The 384-nt window shown below is 50.5% G+C and carries 1 pseudogene; it reads left to right on the top strand.

The features are described 5' to 3' along the window. Nucleotides 1-44: 44 nt before the first annotated feature. Nucleotides 45-384: pseudogene (locus QZL71_RS13230) on the top strand (recombinase); the annotation flags it as partial.

Genomic DNA, 384 nt, shown 5'->3' on the forward strand with positions numbered 1-384 from the left:
ACCAGTCCCGACTTGGACGCAACCACATCGAAACCGGAACGTATATGGAAATCTTCTTTCCTGAACACGGTGTCCGCTATATTGCAATCAACGATGGTTATGATTCCAACGAGCAATCTCAGATGGATATTGCCCCGTTCCGAAACATCATCAATGAAATGTACGCCAAAGACACTTCCCGAAAGATCAAGAGTGCCCTTCGGACACGCAAGAAAAGTGGAAAGTATATCTCCAGCGGCGCACCGTTTGGCTACCAGAAAGACCCTGCCGACCACAATCACCTTGTGATCGACCCGAACACCGCCCCCGTTGTTGAGTATATCTATTCAATGGCAGAGGAAGGGCTGGGGCTTCACCGCATCGCCAAGCGGCTCCACGATGAAA

Source organism: uncultured Faecalibacterium sp. (genome assembly GCF_900066275.1).
GTDB classification, from domain to species: domain Bacteria; phylum Bacillota; class Clostridia; order Oscillospirales; family Ruminococcaceae; genus Faecalibacterium; species Faecalibacterium taiwanense.